Annotated in this window: 15 protein-coding genes and 4 tRNA genes; 12 read left to right on the top strand and 7 right to left on the bottom strand. The window is 58.0% G+C overall.

Annotated features, from left to right (window positions below; all coding sequences use genetic code 11):
• The first annotated feature begins 259 nt into the window (after nt 1-259).
• The 11 genes from JJD66_RS26565 (at nt 260) to JJD66_RS26615 (ending at nt 10,875) form a co-directional block, all read left to right on the top strand.
• Complete coding sequence (locus JJD66_RS26565; protein WP_003192538.1) at nt 260-817, top strand: CvpA family protein; 558 nt, start codon at nt 260-262, stop codon at nt 815-817.
• Between the two features lie 41 nt (nt 818-858).
• The gene (purF, locus tag JJD66_RS26570; RefSeq protein WP_003192537.1) at nt 859-2,364 is read left to right on the top strand and encodes an amidophosphoribosyltransferase; all 1,506 of its coding nucleotides are present in this window, start codon (nt 859-861) and stop codon (nt 2,362-2,364) included.
• Between the two features lie 65 nt (nt 2,365-2,429).
• Nucleotides 2,430-3,641: an O-succinylhomoserine sulfhydrylase gene (locus JJD66_RS26575; RefSeq protein WP_014719150.1), complete on the top strand. Its 1,212-nt coding sequence runs from the start codon at nt 2,430-2,432 to the stop codon at nt 3,639-3,641.
• A gap of 11 nt (nt 3,642-3,652) precedes the next feature.
• Nucleotides 3,653-4,417, top strand: a complete 765-nt coding sequence (locus JJD66_RS26580; RefSeq protein ID WP_003192533.1) for an SDR family oxidoreductase — start codon at nt 3,653-3,655, stop codon at nt 4,415-4,417.
• A gap of 107 nt (nt 4,418-4,524) precedes the next feature.
• A tRNA-Val gene (locus JJD66_RS26585) sits at nt 4,525-4,600 on the top strand.
• 55 nt (nt 4,601-4,655) lie between these two features.
• Nucleotides 4,656-4,732 (top strand) — tRNA-Asp (locus tag JJD66_RS26590).
• Nucleotides 4,733-4,837: 105 nt separating this feature from the next.
• Nucleotides 4,838-4,914 (top strand) — tRNA-Asp (locus JJD66_RS26595).
• A gap of 386 nt (nt 4,915-5,300) precedes the next feature.
• Nucleotides 5,301-8,132 carry a xanthine dehydrogenase family protein molybdopterin-binding subunit gene (locus JJD66_RS26600; RefSeq protein ID WP_200649398.1) on the top strand — a complete coding sequence of 944 codons (2,832 nt, stop codon included), beginning with the start codon at nt 5,301-5,303 and terminating at the stop codon, nt 8,130-8,132.
• Nucleotides 8,125-8,664, top strand: a complete 540-nt coding sequence (locus tag JJD66_RS26605; protein ID WP_200649399.1) for a (2Fe-2S)-binding protein — start codon at nt 8,125-8,127, stop codon at nt 8,662-8,664. The genes JJD66_RS26600 and JJD66_RS26605 overlap by 8 nt, the downstream gene beginning before the upstream one ends.
• Before the next feature lie 2 nt (nt 8,665-8,666).
• The gene (locus JJD66_RS26610; protein ID WP_200649400.1) at nt 8,667-9,902 is read left to right on the top strand and encodes a c-type cytochrome; all 1,236 of its coding nucleotides are present in this window, start codon (nt 8,667-8,669) and stop codon (nt 9,900-9,902) included.
• 1 nt (nt 9,903) lies between these two features.
• A complete protein-coding gene (locus tag JJD66_RS26615; protein ID WP_200649401.1) occupies nt 9,904-10,875 on the top strand; it encodes an XdhC family protein in 972 nt (323 codons plus the stop codon).
• Nucleotides 10,876-11,011: 136 nt separating this feature from the next.
• Here the strand turns inward: JJD66_RS26615 and JJD66_RS26620 are convergent, their stop codons facing one another.
• Nucleotides 11,012-12,295 (bottom strand): NAD(P)/FAD-dependent oxidoreductase, encoded by a 1,284-nt coding sequence (locus tag JJD66_RS26620; protein ID WP_200649402.1) that lies wholly within the window; start codon nt 12,293-12,295, stop codon nt 11,012-11,014.
• A gap of 184 nt (nt 12,296-12,479) precedes the next feature.
• Here JJD66_RS26620 and JJD66_RS26625 point away from each other — a divergent pair.
• A tRNA-Val gene (locus JJD66_RS26625) sits at nt 12,480-12,556 on the top strand.
• A gap of 274 nt (nt 12,557-12,830) precedes the next feature.
• Here the strand turns inward: JJD66_RS26625 and JJD66_RS26630 are convergent.
• The 6 genes from JJD66_RS26630 to JJD66_RS28210 all read right to left on the bottom strand — a co-directional run.
• Nucleotides 12,831-13,535, bottom strand: coding sequence for a hypothetical protein (locus JJD66_RS26630; RefSeq protein WP_200649403.1), 705 nt, complete (start codon nt 13,533-13,535; stop codon nt 12,831-12,833).
• Nucleotides 13,536-13,613: 78 nt separating this feature from the next.
• On the bottom strand, nt 13,614-14,438 hold the full coding sequence (locus tag JJD66_RS26635; RefSeq protein ID WP_200649404.1) for a metal-binding protein: 825 nt from the start codon (nt 14,436-14,438) through the stop codon (nt 13,614-13,616).
• 261 nt (nt 14,439-14,699) lie between these two features.
• On the bottom strand, nt 14,700-15,407 hold the full coding sequence (locus JJD66_RS26640) for a recombinase family protein (protein WP_124378687.1): 708 nt from the start codon (nt 15,405-15,407) through the stop codon (nt 14,700-14,702).
• 1,508 nt (nt 15,408-16,915) lie between these two features.
• The gene (locus JJD66_RS26645; protein WP_200649405.1) at nt 16,916-17,242 is read right to left on the bottom strand and encodes a hypothetical protein; all 327 of its coding nucleotides are present in this window, start codon (nt 17,240-17,242) and stop codon (nt 16,916-16,918) included.
• 14 nt (nt 17,243-17,256) lie between these two features.
• Nucleotides 17,257-17,913 carry an NUMOD4 domain-containing protein gene (locus JJD66_RS26650; protein ID WP_122484319.1) on the bottom strand — a complete coding sequence of 219 codons (657 nt, stop codon included), beginning with the start codon at nt 17,911-17,913 and terminating at the stop codon, nt 17,257-17,259.
• A gap of 147 nt (nt 17,914-18,060) precedes the next feature.
• A partial coding sequence (locus JJD66_RS28210; protein ID WP_234452349.1) for a hypothetical protein occupies nt 18,061-18,416 on the bottom strand: 356 nt, incomplete at its 5' end.

Genomic DNA, 18,416 nt, shown 5'->3' on the forward strand with positions numbered 1-18,416 from the left:
GGGGCATCAGTTATATCTGTGTCGGCTGCCAGGCCGTCACGGGAGCAAGCTCCCTCGCCACAGATTTAGCGTCGTGCCGAAGTTGTGTAGATACCTATGCTCATCGCAGGCAAGCCAGCTCCCACATTGGTTTGTGCTGGGGTTGAAATGCGATTGGCCCGTCACAATCTATTGATTTGCAAAGCACCCGCAATCACCGCTTACCGATAGCCCGGCGCTCTGCTAAAATGCGCCGCCTTATCCGTACGTAGGCTGCACTGTGCCATTTACCTGGGTTGATTGGGCGATCGTTGCAATCGTCGCCATCTCCGCTTTGATCAGTCTGAGCCGCGGCTTCGTAAAAGAAGCACTGTCGTTGCTGACCTGGATCATCGCAGGAGTCGTAGCCTGGATGTTCGGTGGTTCACTGTCGGTCTACCTGGCCGGGTACATAGAGACACCTTCGGCTCGCGTCATCGCGGGCTGCGCCATCATGTTCATCGCCACGCTGTTGGTGGGGGCAATGGTCAATTATCTTATTGGCGAGTTGATACGTGTCACCGGCCTCTCCGGGACCGATCGATTTCTCGGCATGGCCTTCGGGGCTGCGCGTGGCGCGCTGCTGGTGGTCGTGGCGGTCGGGCTGTTGAGCCTGGGGCCGGTACAGCAGGATTCGTGGTGGCAGGAGTCGGTACTCGTGCCAAAATTTCTATTGGTTGCAGACTGGTCCAAGAACCTCATCTTGGGGTGGAGCAGTCAGTGGCTGGCCAGCGGAATCAGCGTACCCGCTGATCTTCCGTTCAAGGAGCACCTCTTACCGGCCAAAACGCCTCAGTAAGCTGTGTTCAGTCAAGATTCATTAAGTAGGGGTTGCGTCGCATGTGTGGCATCGTCGGTATCGTCGGTAAGTCGAACGTCAATCAGGCGCTGTATGACGCGCTAACCGTCCTCCAGCACCGCGGCCAGGACGCTGCCGGTATTGTGACCAGCCACGACGGCCGGTTATTCCTGCGCAAGGACAATGGCCTGGTGCGTGACGTGTTCCATCAGCGTCACATGCAGCGCCTCGTCGGGCACATGGGCATTGGCCATGTGCGCTACCCGACTGCCGGTAGCTCGACCTCGGCCGAAGCTCAACCGTTCTACGTCAACTCGCCTTACGGCATCACCTTGGCGCACAACGGTAACCTGACCAACGTTGAACAACTGGCCAAGGAGATCTACGAATCTGACCTGCGCCACGTCAACACCAGCTCCGATTCGGAAGTGCTGCTCAACGTGTTCGCCCACGAGCTGGCTCAGCGTGGCAAGCTGCAGCCGACCGAAGAAGACGTGTTCGCCGCCGTGATCGACGTGCACAACCGTTGCGTCGGTGGTTATGCGGTGGTGGCGATGATCACGGGTTACGGCATCGTTGGTTTCCGCGACCCCCACGGCATTCGCCCGATCGTGTTCGGCCAGCGTCACACCGACGAAGGCGTCGAGTACATGATCGCTTCCGAAAGCGTGTCCCTGGACGTGCTGGGCTTCACCCTGATCCGCGACCTGGCGCCGGGCGAGGCTGTCTACATCACTGAAGACGGCAAGCTGCACACCCGTCAGTGCGCTGTAGCACCGAAACTCACCCCGTGCATCTTCGAGCACGTCTACCTGGCGCGTCCGGATTCGATCATCGACGGCGTCTCGGTCTACAAGGCGCGCCTGCGCATGGGCGAGAAGCTGGCCGAGAAGATCCTGCGCGAGCGTCCCGAGCACGATATCGATGTGGTCATCCCGATCCCGGACACCAGCCGTACCGCTGCGCTGGAACTGGCCAACCACCTGGGCGTCAAGTTCCGCGAAGGCTTCGTGAAGAACCGCTACATCGGCCGTACCTTCATCATGCCCGGCCAGGCTGCGCGCAAGAAGTCGGTACGCCAGAAGCTCAACGCCATCGAGCTTGAGTTCCGCGGCAAGAACGTGATGCTGGTGGATGACTCCATCGTGCGGGGCACCACCTGCAAGCAGATCATCCAGATGGCCCGCGAAGCCGGGGCGAAGAACGTGTACTTCTGTTCCGCCGCACCTGCGGTGCGTTACCCGAACGTGTACGGTATCGACATGCCGAGCGCCCATGAGCTGATCGCTCATAACCGTTCGACTCAGGACGTGGCCGACCTGATCGGCGCCGACTGGCTGATCTACCAGGACCTGCCGGACCTGATCGAAGCGGTTGGCGGTGGCAAGATCAAGATCGAGCAGTTCGACTGCGCCGTGTTCGACGGCAAGTACGTGACCGGCGATGTCGACGAGGCCTACCTGAACAAGATCGAACAGGCGCGCAACGACTCGTCGAAGATCAAGACCCAGGCGGTCAGCGCGATCATCGACCTGTATAACAACTGAGTAAACACCGGCCCTGAGGGGCCGGTTTTGTATCTTAAATAAAGCATTGAGTAAGGAGTCGCAGCATGAGTCAGGAATGGGATGCCGGTCGGTTGGACAGCGACCTCGATGGCGTAGCTTTCGATACCCTGGCTGTGCGCGCCGGCCAGCACCGTACCCCGGAAGGTGAGCACGGCGACCCGATGTTCTTCACCTCCAGCTACGTGTTCCGTACCGCCGCCGACGCCGCTGCGCGGTTTGCTGGCGAAGTGCCGGGCAACGTGTATTCGCGCTACACCAACCCGACCGTGCGTGCGTTCGAAGAGCGCATTGCGGCCCTGGAAGGCGCCGAGCAGGCCGTGGCGACTGCCACCGGCATGGCGGCCATCCTGGCCGTGGTGATGAGCCTGTGCAGCGCCGGCGACCATGTGCTGGTATCGCGCAGCGTGTTCGGCTCGACCATCAGCCTGTTCGAGAAGTACTTCAAGCGTTTCGGTATTGAAGTCGATTATGTGCCCCTGGCGGACCTGTCCGGTTGGGAGGCGGCCATCAAGGCCAATACCAAGCTGTTGTTCGTCGAATCGCCGTCCAACCCGCTCGCTGAGCTGGTGGACATCGCCGCGCTGTCCGAAGTCGCGCATGCCAAGGGCGCGATGCTGGTGGTGGACAACTGCTTCTGCACCCCGGCCTTGCAGCAACCGCTGAAGCTGGGTGCGGACATCGTGGTGCACTCGGCAACCAAGTTCATCGACGGCCAAGGCCGTTGCATGGGCGGCGTGGTGGCCGGTCGCAGCGAGCAGATGAAGGAAGTGGTGGGCTTCCTGCGCACCGCCGGCCCGACCCTCAGCCCATTCAACGCCTGGATCTTCCTCAAGGGTCTGGAAACCCTCAGCCTGCGCATGAAAGCCCATTGCGCCAACGCCCAGGCTCTGGCCGAGTGGCTGGAGCAGCAGGACGGTATCGAGAAGGTGCATTACGCCGGCCTCAAGAGCCACCCGCAACACGCCTTGGCCCAGCGCCAGCAGCGCGGTTTCGGTGCAGTGGTGAGTTTTGAAGTGAAGGGCGGCAAAGACGGCGCCTGGCGCTTCATCGACGCGACGCGCTTGATCTCCATTACCGCCAACCTGGGTGACAGCAAGACCACCATCACCCACCCGAGCACCACCTCCCATGGGCGCCTGGCGCCGCAGGAGCGTGAAGCGGCCGGCATCCGGGACAGCCTGATCCGCATCGCGGTGGGCCTGGAAGATGTTGCTGACTTGCAGGCAGACCTGGCCCGCGGGCTGGCGGCCTTGTGATCGAGTGGTCCATGGAGGCTGCGGCGGCCAGTAACGGGCGTGTGGCGCTGGTGACGGGCGCGGCGCGGGGCATTGGCCTCGGGATTGCCGCGTGGCTGATCAGCGAAGGCTGGCAGGTGGTGCTGACCGATCTGGACCGCGAGCGCGGTGCCAAGGTGTCCAAGGTGCTGGGCGACAATGCCTGGTTTATCACCATGGACGTGGCCGACGAGAAGCAAGTGGCCCAGGGTGTCGCCGAGGTGCTGGGGCAGTTCGGGCGCCTGGATGCGTTGGTGTGCAACGCGGCGGTGGCCGACCCGCGCAATATCACCCTGGAAAGCCTCGACCTGGCGTACTGGAATCGCGTGCTGGCGGTCAACCTCAGTGGGCCGATGCTGCTGGCCAAGCACTGCGCGCCTTACCTGCGTGCCCATGGCGGTGCCATCGTCAACCTGGCCTCGACCCGGGCGCGTCAATCCGAGCCTGATACCGAAGCCTATGCGGCCAGCAAAGGTGGGCTGTTGGCCTTGACCCACGCCCTGGCCATGAGCTTGGGGCCGGAAGTGCGGGTCAATGCAGTCAGCCCTGGCTGGATCGACGCCCGTGACCCGGCTGCGCGGCGTGCAGAGCCGCTCACCGACGCCGATCATGCCCAGCATCCAGCGGGCAGGGTGGGGACGGTGGAGGACGTGGCGGCGATGGTGGCCTGGTTGCTGTCACGCCAGGCCGGGTTCGTCACCGGGCAAGAGTTTGTGGTGGACGGCGGCATGAGCAAGAAGATGATTTACAGCGAGTAGGGCGGGTAGCCGTCTTGAAGTCATTTTGTCTTTTTCAGAAAAACTTCAAGCAGGCTATTGACTTAGGTCCGCTACCTGCGTAAATTTCGCGGCCTCAACGAAGCAAAGGGTGATTAGCTCAGCTGGGAGAGCATCTGCCTTACAAGCAGAGGGTCGGCGGTTCGATCCCGTCATCACCCACCACTTCTTGAGAGTTTTGCCCTAGGGCAAGACGCAACGTTAAAGGTTGCACCGACGCGCAGCGGTAGTTCAGTCGGTTAGAATACCGGCCTGTCACGCCGGGGGTCGCGGGTTCGAGTCCCGTCCGCTGCGCCATATTTTCCAGGTTCGATCTGTCGGGCTTGAGATTGAACAGCCAAGGCTGATCGATCAGATGTTTAAAGGTGGTTGAGGGTTCATGCTCAATCAGCCAAGCGATACGCAGCGGTAGTTCAGTCGGTTAGAATACCGGCCTGTCACGCCGGGGGTCGCGGGTTCGAGTCCCGTCCGCTGCGCCATATCTGCATAAAGGCCCACTGAACGCCTTGAAGCACAAGGAAAGCCACTGGCTCACCTTGATCCGATAGCAAAGACCCTGGTCGAAAGACCGGGGTTTTTTGTGTCTGGGGTTTGAAAAAACCTCATCTTCTTCGCTGCCAACAGCGCTCATTATCGGCAAACGGCCGACAGATCATTTCGATTCTGTCGGCCGTTTTGCGTTCTTGTGTCAAAAAATTTCAATGTGGTTATTTGCCGCAGGCGCAGAAACCTTTAAAGTTAACCCTTCGGTCAACTTTGCACTGTCGTCATGGCCTTTTGATTCGTCGAGAAAGGCTTCTGCAAGTCTCCAGATTCGGTGTACTTAACCATAAGGGCGGATTTATAACCGCTCAGAGGATGATCCATGTCCAACCGTGAAATAACCCGGCGCTCGTTCCTCCAGGGCGGGCTGGTGGCGGGTGTGAGTGTCACGCTCACGCCGCTCAGCACCCAGGCGCTGGCTGCCTTGATGGAAAACAGCGTGACCGTGCCGTCTGAAAAGTGGCTTGGCCATAACGGCAAGGCGCGCCAGCGTAACGATGCCTTGTCGAAAGTCTGCGGCAGCAAGGTGTTTGCCCGCGACATCCGTTCCAAGGACATGCCTGGCTGGCCCCAGCAGCAAGGTCACGCCATGTTGCTCAAAACCATCAAGGCCGACCAGATCTACGCGGGCTACGACCTGTCGTGGCTTGGCGCCGAGCTGCAGCCGGACCGTATCGTCACCGCTGCCGACCTGGACAAAGACGGTATCGTCTTCCCGGAAGAACATGCGCCGGACCCGTTGTTGCCCGAGGGCAAAGTGCCGATGTTCATCGGTCACCCGGTGGCGATCCTGATCTGGAACGACTTCGAGCGTTTCCGTCAGGCCAAGAACAAACTCAAGTTCAATGACAAGGCGATTCGTTACGGCGCCAAAGTGCCGTATTACGAAGGTGACCCCTACGGTAGCTTCCGCTACGTGCGCGTGGGTGGCCCGACCTCGGCCGACGAAGACGAATTCGCCAGCCTCAAGGATTCGATCCTGTTCCCGATGCTGAAAAACCGTCGCCCAGTGTGGAATTCCCAGCCGAACCTGCACGGCAACCTGACCGAGCGCGGGCTGTTCTACGCCGAGCGCATGAAGAGCCAGATCAACACGCCACCGGACAACTGGCTAGTGTTTGACGAGCGCTACAAAACCCCATCGATCGAACCGGCCGCCATGGAGCCGGACAACGGCAACGGTTGGTACGATCCAGCAACCAAGACCCTGCACTTTGTGGTGGCCACCCAGTGCCCATTGGAAGTTGCGACCGAGACCGCCAAGATGATCTCGCCGTCGCGCTTCGGCCTGGCCCACCTGAATATGCACCCCGGTTACACCGTGGGTTACGGTTCCAAAGACCACAACATTTTCGTCTACTACGCCGCCCTCGCTGCGTTGTATGGCGCCGGTGTGCCGGTGCGCCTGGCCAACGACCGTTACGAGCAATTCCAGAGCGGCATCAAGCGTCACCCGTTCGATATCCGCTATCAGTTGGCGGTCGACAAGAACGACCACAGCTTCAAAATCTTCCTCGCCGACATGAGCGTCGACGGCGGTGGCCGGATCAACTACAGCCCATCGGTGGCTGCGGTCGGCGCCACGGCGGCGCAGTCGATTTACTACATGCCGCAGAACGACCTGCAGGTCACTGCGTACCACTCCCGTGGCGTTGAAGCCGGTTCGATGCGTGGCTACGGCACCCTGCAAAGCATGGCGGCGACCGAAATGATGGTCGACGAAATCGCCGGTCGACTCGGTGTAGATGCCATCGAGCTGCGGCGCAAGAACGCATTACGTTCGGGCATGAAAAACACCCAGGGCGCGATCCCTGCCGGTGCGTTACGGTTGCACGAAATTCTCGATAAGGCCGCTGCGCACGATGTGTGGAAAAACCGCGACGCGATCAAGCAACAACGCGAAGCCGCAGACCCGGATAACTGGTATGGCGTCGGTTTTGCCATCTGCCAGAAAGACTTCGGCACCGGTTCCGAAGCGCCGATGGCCAGTGTTGAATTCAGCGCTGACGGTCGCATCAGCCTGCGCCACATCGGAATCGAAATCGGCACCGGCATGTCCACTTCGCAGTCGCTGGTGGTTGCCGACTTCCTGGGCAGCCCGGCCCACGAAGTAAAAACCGGTGAAACACAATGGCAGGAAATGCAGCTGGTCACCGGCGGCAACCCTTACACCATGAGCCAGGCCGAGCAGGACAACCTGCTGCGCAACCCGCGTTGGGTGGGCAAGCTCGCGTCGGCGTCTTCCGCGACCAACTCGGCGTACTACTTCAGCCATGCCACCCGTGAAGCGGCGCGCGTTCTGTTCAACCACGGCTTGTGGCCGGCGGCGCTGGAGATCTGGCGCCAGGGCCCGTTCGGCGGCCAGGCCAACCCCTATGTGGTGCGCCGCGAAGACGCGCATTGGGTGGACGGCAAGCTCACCGCCAACGGCATGCAGCCATTGAGCTTTGAAGAACTGGCCAGGCGCGCTCATGAGCGCGGCCTGGTCACCGCTGCCACGGTCCACGGGTTCAACCGCTGGAGCTGGGCCGAGGCTGAGTACAGCATCGACGGCGTGCGCGAGCGCCTGCCGCTCGACGGTCTGGCGGTGAAATACGGCGATGGCGCACCGAAAGCCAAGCAGGCGCTGATGAGCACTGCCGGTTTCCACCTGCTCGATCGCCAGAACGTCAGCTATCCCGCCACCCAGTTGAATAACGCTGCGGTGACGTACTACAGCCCCGTCGCCACGTTGGTCGAGTTGAAGGTCAACAAGGGTTCGGCGCAGGTCGAAGTGCTCAATCACCATTCATGGGTCGAGTGCGGGCGTGTGTTGGTTGAAGAGTTGGTCAAGGGCCAGCTCGAAGGCGGTGTGGCCATGGGCATCGGTCACGCCTTGATGGAAGAAATGCCGTTGTACGAAGGCGGGCCGGGGGAGGGCGACTGGAACTTCAACCGCTACCGTCTGCCGATGGCGCGTCACGTTGCCGTTTGGAAGCAGACCTCGGAGATTCTGCCGGCGCTGTCGCCAAGCGACCCTTCCAAAGGTATCGCTGAAGTGGTGATGATCCCGATTGTCGGGGCCATCGGTAATGCGGTGGCACACGCCATCGGTAAACGTGTTCGCGACCTGCCAATCACGGCTGCACGCATCAAGGAGGCCCTCAATGGCTAACCGTCCGCTTCAACTGACCCTCAATGGTCAACCCGTCGGCCCGGTGGACATCCCTGATGACCTGCCGATGATCGACTACCTGCACGAATACAAAAACCTCACGGGCTCGCGGCTGGGCTGCGGCCAAGGCATTTGCCACGCCTGTGTGGTGATCGTCGACAACCCGGACGGCACCAGCGAAGAAGTGCGCACCTGCATCACCGGCGCGCATTACTTCGAAGGCAAGCAAGTGCGCACTATCGAAGGCCACGCCAAGCGCGATGAGTCGGGCCAAGTCACTGAGCTCAACCCGATCCAGCAGCGCTTCGTGGATGAGTTCGCCTTTCAGTGCAGCTATTGCACGCCGGGCTTCGTCAACGCGGCGACCGTGTTGGTGGAGAAACTGCAACGCCAGCCGACCGTGCACAGCAAGCTGGAACAAGTCATCGAGGACAGCCTCGGTCATCACGTCTGCCGTTGTACCGGGTACGTGCGTTATTACAACGCCACCCGCAACGTGCTGACCGATCTCGGCCTGGTCAAGGAGGGTTAAGCATGAAGCTTTTTCTGACACGCCTGGCCGTGGCGGTCGGCCTGGCCGCGCCGGTATTGTTTGCCCACGCTGATGATCAAGCCAAGCGCGGCGAATACCTCGCCCGCGCCGCTGACTGCATGGCCTGCCACACTGCACCGGGCGGCGCGCCGTTTGCGGGCGGCCTGCCGATTGTCTCGCCGTTTGGCACCATCTATGGCACCAATATCACGCCAAGCAAAGAACACGGCATCGGCTTGTACAGCGATGACGAGTTCTTCGCTGCGTTGACCGAAGGCAAGCGTCGCGACGGTGCGTACTTGTACCCGGCGATGCCCTACACCTCGTACCACCTGATGCCGCGTGAAGACTCGGACGCCATTCATGCGTACCTCAAAACCATCGAGCCGATCGAGCGCGCAGCGCCGGTCACGAGCCTGAGCTTTCCCTTCAACGTGCGCCTGGGCCTGATGGGCTGGAACGTGCTGTATGGCAAAGCGCTGAAACTGGAACCGGCCGAAGGCAAAAGCGAAGCCTGGAAGCGCGGCCAGTACATGGTCGAAGTGCTCGGCCACTGCGGCGAATGCCACACGCCACGTGGCCTGCCCGGTGCGATGGAGCTGGACAAGCGCCTGACCGGCGGCATCCTCAACGGCTATCTGGCGCCCAGCCTGCTCGCCACGGACCTGGCCGCGCGCGGCTGGAATGAGCAGGACCTGGCCACGTTCCTCAAGCACGGCATGAGCGCCCAAGGGACGATGTTCAACGAGATGTTCCCGGTGTTCCACAACAGCACCCAGGGCCTGAGCGATACGGACCTGGCCGCGATGGCGACCTTCCTGCTCGGTGATAAACCGCCGGCAGCCAAGGCGCTGGTCGAAGTGCCGGTGGAACACCTTGGCCCGAGCGCTCAGCGCGGCCGCCAGGAATACCTGAACGTCTGTGCCGGTTGCCATGCTGCGGGTGGTGAAGGCAAGCCGCACATCGCGGTGGCGATGCGCGGCAACACCACGCTGCGTCTGGAAGACCCGCGCAACCTGGTGCGGGTGATCGAGGACGGGATTGGCGAGCAGAAGTTCTCCGGGTTCGAGCACATGCAACCGATGCCGGGCTTCGCGGGAAAGCTCAGCCCGGAACAACTCACCGATCTGATCAATTACCTGCGCCAAGGTTGGGGTGGGCAGTCGGCGGAGCTGGCGGTGAGCGATGTGCAGAAGCTGCAGGCTGAGGCGCCGTCCATCGAGCACAAGGCGCACTGACATGCAGCATCTGGATCTGCAAGTGGTGCGACGGGCGCTGGCGTGGTCGGTGGCGGGGCAGCGCCTTTGGCTGTGCACCGTGCTGGCCACCTACGGCTCGGCGCCGCGGGCGCCGGGTTCGCTGTTGGCGGTGAACGCCGCTGGGCAGTGGATTGGGTCGTTGTCGGGTGGTTGCGTCGAGGAAGACTTTCTCGAGCGCGTCGCCGAAGGTGCGTTTTTCGATGCGGTCAACGTGGTGCGCTACGGCGCAGGGGACGATCCGCGCTCGCGGGTCAGCCTGCCCTGCGGCGGCATTCTCGATGTATTGGTTGAGAAGTTCGAGCCTGACTGCGAGGTGCAGGCGCACCTGCGTGAAGTGGAGTCGGCGCTGCTCGGGCAGCGCCGCTTGATTCGCCAGGTCGACCTGGCCAGCGGGGAGCGCAGCCTGGTCACTGATTGTGAGCAGGGCGCGCGCATCGAGCGTGACAGTGCGCGGGTACACATCCGCGTCGGTGCGGCTCAGCGTCTATTGCTGGCCGGGTACTCCAGCGTGGCGCAGGCGTGTGCCGAGTTTGCAGTCGGCCTTGGGTTCGAAGTGATTCTCTGCGACCCACGTGATGAAGTGCTCGAAGGCGTGGTGCTCAATGGTGTGGAGATTCGTCGCCAGTTGCCGTCGGTGTTTATTGCCGACGGCGGCTGTCACCGTGATACGGCGGTGGTTGCGCTGACGCATGACCCGCGTATCGACGATCTGGCGATGATGGAAGCGGTGCGTACCGACGCGTTCTACATTGGCGTGATGGGGTCGTTGCAGACCTCGCAGAAGCGCTTTGAGCGACTGCGCCGCGTCGGTGGGTTGGGGGCGCCTGAACTGGCGCGGATACACGCGCCTATCGGGCTTAACCTGGGCAGCAGGACGCCGTCGGAAATTGCGTTGGCGGTATTGGCCGATATCGTACGGATTCGTAGCGGGATTGCTCGCGACCAGCTCTGAGGCGCAGCCCTGCTTAAAGGCGCGTTGTAATGTGGCGAGGGAGCTTGCTCCCGCTGGAGTGCGTAGCGCTCCCAGGCTTTTGGGGCCGCTTCGCAGCCCAGCGGGAGCAAGCTCCCTCGCCACAGTTTGCCTGTGTTTACATCCCGAATTTATCCCGCAACCCGTAGTACCAAGCCCCCAGCGCCGCAAACGGCCTGCGCAACATTTGTCCACCCGGGAACGGGTAATGCGGCAAGCCCGCAAACGCATCAAAACGCTCAGCCTGACCTCGCAAAGCCTCCGCCAGTACTTTGCCTGCCAAGTGCGTGTACGTCACGCCATGGCCGCTACAGCCCTGGGAGTAATAGATGTTGTCGCCCAGGCGACCGACCTGCGGCAAACGCGACAGGGTGAGCAGGAAATTGCCGGTCCAGGCGTAGTCGATCTTCACGTTCTTCAGTTGCGGAAAGGCCTTGAGCATTTTCGGTCGGATGATCGCTTCGATATTCGCCGGGTCCCGCGCGCCATAGACCACGCCGCCGCCGAAGATCAGGCGCTTGTCGCTGGTGAGGCGGTAGTAGTCGAGCAGGTAGTTGCAGTCCTCGACACAGTAATCCTGTGGCAATAAAGTCTTGGCTACTTCATCGCCCAGTGGCGCCGTGGTGATCACTTGGGTGCCACACGGCATCGACTTGGCCGCCAGCTCCGGCACCAGGTTGCCCAGGTAAGCGTTCCCCGCGACGATAATGAACTTGGCCCTGACCCTGCCTTCGGCGGTGTGTACCACCGGATTGGCACCGCGCTCAATGCGCACCGCTGCCGATTGCTCATAGATCGTGCCGCCCAGGGATTCCACAGCCGCGGCTTCACCGAGCGCCAGGTTGAGCGGGTGGATATGGCCACCGCTCATGTCCAGCAAACCCCCCACATAGTTGTCACAGGCCACCACCTCGCGGATGCGGCGCTCGTCCAGCAACTCCAGTTGCGTATGGCCGTAGCGCTCCCACAGACGCTTTTGCGACTCCAGGTGGCCCATGTGCTTGCTGTTGAGGGCGGCAAACACGCCACCGTCCTTCAAGTCGCACTGGATCTGGTACTTGGCCACGCGCTCACGGATGATCCTGCCACCTTCAAACGCCATCTGCCCCAACAACTGCGCCTGCTGGGGCCCGACGCTGCGCTCGATCACGTCGATATCGCGGCTGTAGCTGTTGACGATCTGCCCACCGTTGCGACCCGAAGCACCAAAACCCACCTTGGCGGCTTCCAGCACCGTGACGCGAAAGCCGTTCTCCAGCAAAAACAGCGCACTGGAAAGCCCGGTATAGCCGGCCCCGATCACGCACACATCGGTCTCGACTTCACCTTGCAACACAGGACGGGGCGGAACTGCATTCGCGGAAGCGGCGTAATACGACTGGGGGTAGGGGGTGTTCGCCATCCTGGAACCTCTGTTTTATATTTTTTACGAGTGCGCCGATCCTACCTGAGTTGAAAATTGCCTGCCAGCCACCCGAAAATCACGGGTGTACCCGGCGCAAATAAAAAATTCGCATATTCATAGGGTTAGCTGCAAAAAAGATGTTGACACCCCTTCGGAATTCCGTAGAATGCCGCCTCACAGCAGGCACGTAGCTCAGTTGGTTAGAGCACCACCTTGACATGGTGGGGGTCGTTGGTTCGAGTCCAATCGCGCCTACCAAACAAAATCCGCTCTGCTGGGCGGTCTGGAAGGGCTCACCGAAAGGTGGGCCCTTTTTTGCTGCCTGGATTTCATGCAGAACGTTCACAAAATATAGGGTTCGTTCACACTGGGCAATGTGAATGCCGTATTACGCTCAAAGGCTGAAAGGATTCGGGGGGTGGTAATCGCTATACACGGTGAGAATATGGCGTGAGGCCGTGAGCGACGGTGACCTGCAAAGCCACCAACTCAGCAAAAGCTTAGTGGCCCGTCACGCAAGGAAATACGAGCATCACTCCAGGCGTGGAGGTTCGCCGTCATGGCCCAGCATCGGATTTTCAGCACTGCTCGGTAATTGTTCAGCACGAGCTTGGGCCTTCCATGCGAAGTCGAGCAGCTCGCCAATGCGATCTGTGAATGGCTTGGCGTCTTTGCCCAGCTTGCCAATGGCGACGCCAAAATCTCCCATCAGGATGTAGAAGTGGCTGAGGCTCGAGACTTTCTTGTTCAGCTCTTTTTGAAGTTCTTCCAGGCGCTTCAATAGGCGTCTCTTATGACCGTCATCAAGCGCGGAGTCTTTTTTCAGTAAGTCCCGCAGCTCGTTGATGATTTCCTGAATTCTGTTCAGGTCGCCGTCGGTGAACTCATACGCAAAACCATTGGCAAGCGAGATGCCGAAGCTCTTCTTCAGTGCCTCTAATTTCTTGGCAGAGGACTGCCCAACAAAGTCAGCCAGGCTGTCCTGAAGGAATCGGGTCATGTTGTTGCACACATAGCCCATATGCCCCTCTACGTCGGGAGGAGAGTTGTTGTTCGCGATAAGATCATGCTCCTGTAGGCTCATTATCGCGGCAGTGGCTTCTAGAAGGACTCCATGAATCTCCTCTGTCCAGTCAGATAATTCTTTTGAATGATCGAGAGCGAAGCGGCAGATAGCGATTGCTCCCTCAACTGGATTGTCCCCGACCATTTTCAAAATGTCCTGCGGAATGCTCATGAAGGCTCCTTGGTATGTGGCCGTGTGGTGTGACGACTGTGTGGGTGAAGCCTTGGGCAGGGGGTCATGCCCAGATCGCTACCTGATTGGATAGCTAACGATGGACATCTGGGCAGTCAGTGCGACCATCTGATCCCCTTGCAACTCGACCGCAGGGAAGCTGGAGAATTGAACATTTCGGCCTGAAAGATCCAAAAACAGCGACTTATCAGTTAGCTCCAGCTTTACTGCTCCTACCGGATATATTCCTTTGTCTTTCTCTGTGATAAGAAATGCCAGTGGGAAGAAGGAAAGGAGGCTCATGCAGCACATGTTGTGCCCGTTTTTCACGCTGAAGAGCTTGATGCTTTGATGATGCTTGTGTGGGAAAAACCAGTAGAAGATGTCGTGTGTATCGCTCAGTGCGTGATCATCGCCTAGCACAAACTTCTTCAGCGGATCGAAGTATGGTGTGGGCTGGCCGGGTTTAACGCATTCCGTTACTGACGTGGCAGATAGGACGTGACCAATCATGGCGCGTGCGTACTTCAGGGCGTTTACCGGCGTATGAACACTCGAAACTGGGCTGTTCGCATACTTGAAGAAATGGTTGATTTTGAGCGTTAGAGACTTACAGGCATTGGCGATTTCTCCGTCATTCTGACCCAGTGCCGTCATGTTGCAGTTTCGACAGATTGTGCGGAATTTGCTGCCATTCGGAGATCGCACGCCTTTCACTTTTGGGAGTTGAAGGTCGAAAGCTTCGGTGAGGTGGACTTGTTCCACCGCAGTTACTGTTACGCTTCCTTGTGGGGGGACATGATCTTGGGAGAGGGGGCCGTATGTGCCACAGATCAGGCAATGACCTCTTGTGATTTTGGTGTGTTTGCTTCGTTCAGATAGCGATTTTGCAAAGTCACCCATGACGCCTTCTCTCTCAGTTCCTTATGTGTTTTGTTTGTAGCACGAGTCTGACGTTCTATCTATCTGTAGGTAGAGCCTTTGCCCCGCCGCCAGAAATAAGTGAGCTACCGCTGATGCCTCAAGTATGACTACGTGAAAAATAATAGGTACCAATCGTGAATCAGGTTTGAGCACGAGAGGTGCTAAGCACGTCACGAGTAGGCCAAATGGCAAGCTGCGGAAAATAGAAATAAGTTGGGCGGCTCTGAAGCTCTCACGGTCTCAGAATGAGACGTTGAAGGCGAGCATAAGGCGACGTACTGCCGTTGGGGTGAACGTAGCGCCACGGGCCGTACGCAAACCTTTGGTATTGAGGCAATCAGCTACGGCCTGAAGCGTATTCAACTTGTTGTACAGGCAAGCCAGTAGGTGGGGCTGTACCGCCGCTTGATGTGCGTTCACGTTCTTCATGCGTTGATCATTGGCGACTGTAATGTCAGCGACGGCACGGCCTTTGGCGAGCGCCTGAGAGCGGTTGTTGATCTTCTGCACGGCAACGGCATCACCATCGTCAGCACGCTTCTGAAGAGACGCCAGAGCCTCACGGGTACGACTAGCGATGAACTCACGTTCTTGCTGTGCCAATGCGGCGAATAGGTGGAGTTCAAAGGTCTTTGCTTGAGGCATGGTGGCGACTTTGAATTCTGTCTGCTCCATCAGTCTTGCGATGTGGTGGACCGAGCGTGAGAGTCGATCCAGCTTGGCTACCACCAACTGTGCGTTCTGTTCCTTGCACAGAGCCAGAGCCTTAGCACCTTCAGGGCGATCCTCGATTGCCAGCTTGCCCGATACCACGTCGATGAACTCGCCAACAATGTGCCATCCATTCTGTTCAGCAGCACGAGTGATGTAGTCGCGTTGTGCATCCAGGCCCAGACCACTATCACCTTGGCCTTTTGTAGAGACTCGAATGTAGGCGACGACTTTCATTTTCTGATCCTTGGCTCGCTGGCTGAGGTTCCATTGTCAGACTGAAGCACGTATTTGTCAATTCGAAGAACGACCATTCCTGCAAATGATTAATGCGGATTTGATGGATTTTGCGAACGGATTGAAAGGGGGGTGACGTGCTACAAGTTCGTTATTTGGGCAACTCAGGTTTGACGGTTTCGCACAAAAACGATTATTGGCGTGGGCGGAACGCCCCGGCTTAGCACAAAGGCATTCAGCCCCAACGAACGCTGGGTTTCACTTCACAGATGGCACATAGTCGCAGCGGTAAACCATGGCGGACGAGGGAGACGTCTTGGGCGGGATCAGGTTGTAATCAGGTTATTAGCGTCCGGGTGGATCACCTTGGATAGTTCCAAATCAACACGGTCGCATAATCTATAAGGGGCCATCCGCAGGATGTTCACGCAGTGAAACGCCCCAGTGAAGCGACAGCGGAACGGTTGTAGATTATCGCCCTTGGCTCTGGCTCTTGCTGGAAAGCGTGAGCTTTCGTCTGGAGTCCGCATTCATGGGCGCCTACCTTGAAAATCAACACGGTCGCATAATAGATAGAGGATCGAGCGAAGCCCGAAACCCTGTCTATTGTCGCTTGAACGTAAAGCGAAGCTTTGAACGTGGGACGCTGCAATGTCGCACATTGCTATCTGATACCACTGACGTAGGTGAGGGCTCATTGATGAACGAAGTGAAGAGCCCTAGAAAGAAGGTGTTGCTAATCTCAAGCTGGCTTGAGAGAGATAGAATTGAAAGCTACCGCTTTCCGTAGGATTGAAATCGAGGATGGGCATAATCTGATGCTCGGCATCAATGTGCTAAATCTTGAACGGACGTTCAAAGCGGAATACTCTTTTTGGGCTGATGGATGGATTAATAAATCCATCAGCAAACCACCCTAGATAGATCAGCTGAAGGCTTACGCCTTGTTTCGTGCTAACACTGAGACGTTGCCGTCTCTATATAGTCCCGGATTATCTTTTTTGTCCGCGTTACCTTCCAAGGCTGTCGCCTTTATAGTCCCGGACTATCTCTGAGATTCGAATGCAGCGGTATCGTGGGTTCAAATGTCCGTAAGGGCTTTCGACCTGAATGGGGTTCCCTTGCTAACTACAGGGAACTTGCAGGCTCATGCGGCGATGGCCTGCCCCTGCTCGTAGTACGCCGTGATGAAGTCCACTTCAGTCTGTAAGGCTTGGTACAGGGTAGGATTTCGATCAAGGTGCATTTGCATCCCTTTAAGGGCGAACCTTGCACACTGAGCGATCAGGGACACTTGAGTTTTCCCGAGTGGCTCGCCCTTAGCGTTCCTGAATACAGCGCGTACAGACTCCGTACTGATCACATCCATTTTGACCGCTGTGAAGACGTGAGCAGGGTTCACGTTGAGCTTGCCCTTGTTAGCACCGGCAACGGTATAACAGCCTCCCATGACGTAATCTTCAACCCAGTTTTGATGGGGGCTACCATTTCTCGACTCTTCCTGTACGTCATGCCAACATGACGTGCTTGGCGATGTGGTTGATGGTGATCTTCTTAGGGCGGGTGACGCGCTTCACCGGAAGAACCGCTACATCACATCCTGACAGTTCCTGGGCTTTGATATGAGCGTCGTTAGTGGCAACCTTGAGTCGCAGAGCGTCTTGCGTATGCTCTAGGCTCAGTGGCGTTTGTACGGGCTTCTGTGCTGTTGCCGGTTGCTCGTACTTGTCTGCTGAAATTGTGAGCGGAGTAATTGTGTAAGTACGAGCCACTTCAAGAAGTTCTCCGGTAGTAAGGTCTGCTTCGATTTTGATCGTTTGGTATGTAGCGTTCATGTGCGGGCCTCCTGTTAGGCTGCGAGTTGGAATGGAAAAGATTCAATGAGAAAACTGGGGTGTGTGAACTGAGGGAGTCCATACTTTGCTTCTGTACTTAGTAGCGCATAATCGAGGGTGTGATCCTCTTTCAAGAGACGGCTAACACGGATGTAAGCGGGGAGGGTTTTTCCGTTGCGGGTGATACGGACGCCATAACGTTGAGCGAAAATCAGAGCCAAGGGCAGTAGTTGCTCTTCGTATTCGTATCTGTCTTGGTTACGTTTGTTGCTCGCGTTGGCTGCGGAGGATATTGCACGCAGGTTGCAAGGTCTGTTGTCTTCACCGTTATGATTTATGTGATCAATAACCCAGCCATCGCCTTTACTTAGCGAGCATCTAGAAAAGGCTTTGGCAACCATTCTGTGAACAAACTGGTTTCCACGTTTGCCATCGTCGCCTGTAAGGGTTACGCGGTAATACTGTTGGGTTGGATTGAAGTTTTGTTGGACGATTTCACTGGTGTACATATCTCGGATACGCCCAGATGTTGAAGCTTCGTATCTGGTGAAGTCTGGAATGGTTCTCCATCGTTCATTCCCGGTAATGCACTTGATATGCTCAAGTGTGAAGTAAAGGTCAGAGGGGTGGAGAGAGTTGCTGTCAGTTGCTGGATTGTTAAAGCGTTGCATTATTTGCTTCCTTCTATGCGGTTTAGAAGGCAATACGAGGACGTGCCACGGGCTTTGTGTGATGTGGGAAGAGTCGAGGGGTATTGCCAAGAGGGTAGTCACGGGGCGTGACTTTGGTTAATGTGCGATTGGTTTTGGGGAGTTCTGCTAGTTGTAATTGTCAAGATAGGAGTGCTTGTCTCGCTTCCTATCTTTGCGTTGCTTGTCGCTGCGTCGCTGTTTTCTATCCGCGTTAAAACTGATATGGCTATCATCATAGGGCCCTGTATCCGCTTTGGCGGATATAGGGGTTTCATAGTCAGTAGTTTCGAGTGGAGTAGTTTCTATCGCTGTCGGGGTTTCGGTGGGGGCAGCCTTAATTTTTAGTTTTAATATTGGGCGGCCGCGAAAACTGAGTGCAACACCTGACCTTTCCGGTACGGTGCTGCCCCTATGTCCTATTCCGAACTCAGCGTCGAAGAGCGCGCCATCATTCAACTCAGTCAAGCTCAAGGCTTCAGCCT

It is taken from the genome of Pseudomonas sp. MF6751, from assembly GCF_016613265.1.
GTDB lineage: Bacteria > Pseudomonadota > Gammaproteobacteria > Pseudomonadales > Pseudomonadaceae > Aquipseudomonas > Aquipseudomonas fluorescens_BV.